Source organism: Nostoc sp. (genome assembly GCF_041747015.1).
GTDB lineage: Bacteria > Cyanobacteriota > Cyanobacteriia > Cyanobacteriales > Nostocaceae > Nostoc.
This window is the reverse complement of the sequence record NZ_JBGTFY010000087.1, coordinates 1-3,304: the sequence shown is the minus strand read 5'-3', so window position 1 is coordinate 3,304 and position 3,304 is coordinate 1. Positions and strand designations below refer to the sequence as shown.

Sequence of the window (3,304 nt, the reverse complement as noted above, 5' to 3'; positions counted from 1 at the left end):
TAGGGGATTTCCTTCGGATTCGTTAAACTTCAGCCCACTACTCATACGAAGCATCCCATCTAGAGTAATTTGGCTGCGGCGATCGCCCCCATTGTTCCATTGTGGCATCAAGTTTTTATCCAAGAGCGATAGTTTACCCTCCTTGATAAGAATCCCCACAAGTGCGTTAATTACACTCTTGGTCATTGACCATCCAAGTAAAGGCATCCTAGAGGAAAAGCCTGGTGCATAACGTTCGGCGACAATCTGACCTTTATAAACCACCACTACAGCCCTAGTGTGTTGCTGTGGGTGGAAAACCGAGTCTAGAGCTACGTTGAGTTGTTTTTGGTCAACTCCAGGTGGCTCTCGGTCTGTTTGTCCTAGTAACCACTGTGCGTCTAATTTTTGGGGAACCAGATGCATTGACTTAACTGGCGATCGCAACTTTGTAGTAGAGGTAGCAATGACTAAAGTACAACCAAGTCCAGAACGAAAGATGGCAAAATGTTTTACTAAACCAAAAATACTTGCTGTTACAGATTGTTGTGGGCGATCAACATTAACTTGAATTGACTTGACAATTGACTGTTCCAGTGCCGATAAACCTTCAATCTCGGCTAAAATATCTTGATTAAAAATAGATTCTGGAGTGCGCCCAGAGACAAACACGCCCGAACAAAATTGTTTAGCTTGATAAGCCGTGCCAATACTTAAGACTCGCCATAAGGTATGACCAGAATAGCCCACAATACCTAGGCTAATTAACCCCAAACTCAAAAATATATACTTGAGGTTTATTTTCATCTAATAACTACCAGTTCCTAGCAAAATAACTTCAACCCTCTCTAAAGCTAAATTAAAATTTTGTGCCGTTAATTCAGTCTGTAGATAAAAGTACCACTTATTTTTAACAGGTGGTACTAGCTACGAATAGCTACCTAAGACAATACGGAAGACAGACCAGAATCAGTAATTGTTACCTTATAATCTTTACTTCCAAGTAGCTGCTTGGAAAAAAAGATAAGGTTAAAATTAAAGTCGATGCCGAAATCGACCTTAGTAGCGCTGAGAAAACAATAAATAACTTAGACACATTAATGGCTACAGTCTATATAAAGGGCAGTAAAAATGTGCAAGTTTCCATTTAAGAATTAGCCGATTATCTTCATGATAATGCCGATAAAATCGAGACTCATCACCAACAGACGGCATGGTCTACGCAGGAGAATAAAAGATAGCAGTGACAGCAATTTGCCAGCATAATTATAAGTATATCTTTCGAGACTAAAAAGCAAAATGGCAACACTTACAATTCGCAATGTGCCGGAAGAACTGGTTGATCGCATTAAACGGCTTGCAGAACAGAAGGGAATTTCAATGGAACAGGAAGTCCGTGATTTGCTACAAAGCCGTTATGTACAACGCAGTGCAGCGATTGAACGTATTCGCCAACGCTCTGAGACTTTACCCGTCCAAGCAGCTAGCCAACTGCAAGAGTGGAAAGAGCAAGGGCGACCCTAATGGTGATTGATACGATGGTATTTGCCTACGCGCTATTAAGGGTAGAAGGTCAGTACAATCAGGCAATTACGGCTTTAGAAACAGCAGAGCAAATAATAGTGCCAGATTCGTTATTTGCCGAATTAGGCAACGTAGTATGGCAGTGGATTCAGTTTCGGCAATTACCGATTGAAACGGGGCTAGAGGTGCTAAAAGATTCCGAGGCTTTGATAGATAAGGTTATCCCTAGCGCTTATATTCGAGAGGTTGCTTTAGAGTTAGCAGTCCGGGCAAGTCATCCATTTTATGATGCGCTATTTATAGCAGCCGCAATTAGGGAGCAGGTTCAAGTTATAACGTTCGACCGTAAACTGGCAGAGAAGTTTCCAGATATAGTGCGGCTTCTGGAATAATAGAGAATCCTCCACTTAGGCTGATAACCCTGCCTGTCGCCCACTAGAAGCTTGACCACGTGCAAGTTCCTGTCGTTTTACTTTGGCAATGCTAGTCAACCGCTCTTGCAACGGTTGTGTTGCAAAAACTTCGTGAGGATAGAAAAACCCTGTGGCAGGAGATTGAATTATGCAACCACTCCAAAGATTTGATTGATGAAGAGAATCCGCTCTTTGACGGCTCCCTTTGGAACTCCTAAAACTTGTCCTTTTCTCACCATGTTCATAGTTTCATAACCCCGGATTGTTCGCCGTGCGGTATTAAATGAACCAAACCCCATTCCAGGTTTGACTAATCGTTTGATGCCACGATGGTCTTGCTCTACATTGTTGAGATACTTAATCTGCCTCAATTTCACTGTTTCCGGTAACTTTTTGGCAGCAATGAGTTCTTTGATCGCTTGTGGATAAGCGGGGTTTTTGTCTACAGTGATGACTCGTGGGGTGGAAGTGTGAATGGCTTTTAATGTCTTACGGAAAAAGCGTTTTGCTGCTTTCGCGTCTCGCTTCGCCGTGAGGAGGAAATCTAAGGTGTTTCCCGCCGAATCAACGGCTCGGTACAGATATTTCCATTTACCTTTGACTTCAATGTAAGTTGCATCTACCCGCCACGAGTCATTGGTTAGGCGCAAGTGCGGTCTAAAACGCTGATCTATTTCTGGACTATACTCCTGCACCCAACGAAACACTGTTGTGTGATGTACCTCCATTCCCCGCTCGTTCACCATTTCTGCTACTTGACGGTAAGAAAGCGGATAACTAAGATACCAACGCACACAACGCAGGATGATTTCGGACTGATAATGCCGCCATTTGAAAGGGGATTGAGAATTCATCAGAGGCAGGCAAAATTATTTTCTCTAGCAGAATTATTTCAGCTTACCCTTTTTTGCAACACAACCGAGCTGGGCGTAGCAATGGTTGAGGCGGCAATATCTGCTAAAGTACGAAAATTTGTTTTCTCCAGTGTTATCCACCCGTCAATTTCCAAGCTGAGTAATCATGCAGCTAAACTTCCGGTGGAGGAAGCTTTGTACGAATCAGGGATGGAATTTACGGTATTGCAGCCCACTATGTTCATGCAGAATCTCAATGGTAGCTGGAGCGCTGTGTTGGAGCATGGTCGTTTCTCTCTGCCTTACTCCAAACAAGTAAAAGCATCTTATGTAGATTACCGTGATGTCGCAGAAGTCGCCGCCCTAGCGCTGACTGGGGATAAGTTAAGTTACGGCACTTTCGAGTTGTGCGCTCCTGGTATGGTCAACCGCATGGAGTTGGTGACGCTGATGAGTGAGGCGCTGGGGCGCACTATTGAGGCAGGTGAGCCAGCCTTTGAGGAGTGGGTGCAAGCAGCGCACATAAACGATCCA

At 43.8% G+C, this 3,304-nt stretch carries 4 protein-coding genes and 1 pseudogene; 3 read left to right on the top strand and 2 right to left on the bottom strand.

Translation table 11 applies throughout. From position 1 onward, the window contains the following. Positions 1 to 786: pseudogene (locus tag ACEW80_RS06785) on the bottom strand (hypothetical protein); the annotation flags it as partial. Between the two features lie 492 nt (positions 787 to 1,278). On the opposite strand from ACEW80_RS06785, the gene ACEW80_RS06780 reads away from it, so the two are divergent. Both ACEW80_RS06780 and ACEW80_RS06775 read left to right on the top strand, forming a co-directional pair. Further along, positions 1,279 to 1,503 carry a hypothetical protein gene (locus ACEW80_RS06780; RefSeq protein ID WP_009630077.1) on the top strand — a complete coding sequence of 75 codons (225 nt, stop codon included), beginning with the start codon at positions 1,279 to 1,281 and terminating at the stop codon, positions 1,501 to 1,503. Further along, complete coding sequence (locus ACEW80_RS06775) at positions 1,503 to 1,895, top strand: type II toxin-antitoxin system VapC family toxin (protein ID WP_373525866.1); 393 nt, start codon at positions 1,503 to 1,505, stop codon at positions 1,893 to 1,895. Before ACEW80_RS06780 ends, ACEW80_RS06775 begins: the two co-directional genes overlap by 1 nt. 167 nt (positions 1,896 to 2,062) lie before the next feature. Here ACEW80_RS06775 and ACEW80_RS06770 read toward each other — a convergent pair whose 3' ends face one another. After that, positions 2,063 to 2,770 (bottom strand): IS6 family transposase, encoded by a 708-nt coding sequence (locus tag ACEW80_RS06770; RefSeq protein ID WP_373525865.1) that lies wholly within the window; start codon positions 2,768 to 2,770, stop codon positions 2,063 to 2,065. Between ACEW80_RS06770 and ACEW80_RS06765 the strand changes: the two genes are divergently transcribed. Further along, positions 2,759 to 3,304: NmrA family NAD(P)-binding protein (locus tag ACEW80_RS06765; protein ID WP_373525864.1), on the top strand; the 546-nt coding region annotated here is incomplete at its 3' end. The two genes, ACEW80_RS06770 and ACEW80_RS06765, sit on opposite strands and share 12 nt — an antisense overlap.

Coding starts and splice junctions, on each gene's coding strand:
- ACEW80_RS06775 (WP_373525866.1), top strand. CDS start 1,503: ATGGTGATTGATACGATGGTATTTGCCTACGCGCTATTAAGGGTAGAA.
- ACEW80_RS06780 (WP_009630077.1), top strand. CDS start 1,279: ATGGCAACACTTACAATTCGCAATGTGCCGGAAGAACTGGTTGATCGC.
- ACEW80_RS06770 (WP_373525865.1), bottom strand. CDS start 2,770: ATGAATTCTCAATCCCCTTTCAAATGGCGGCATTATCAGTCCGAAATC.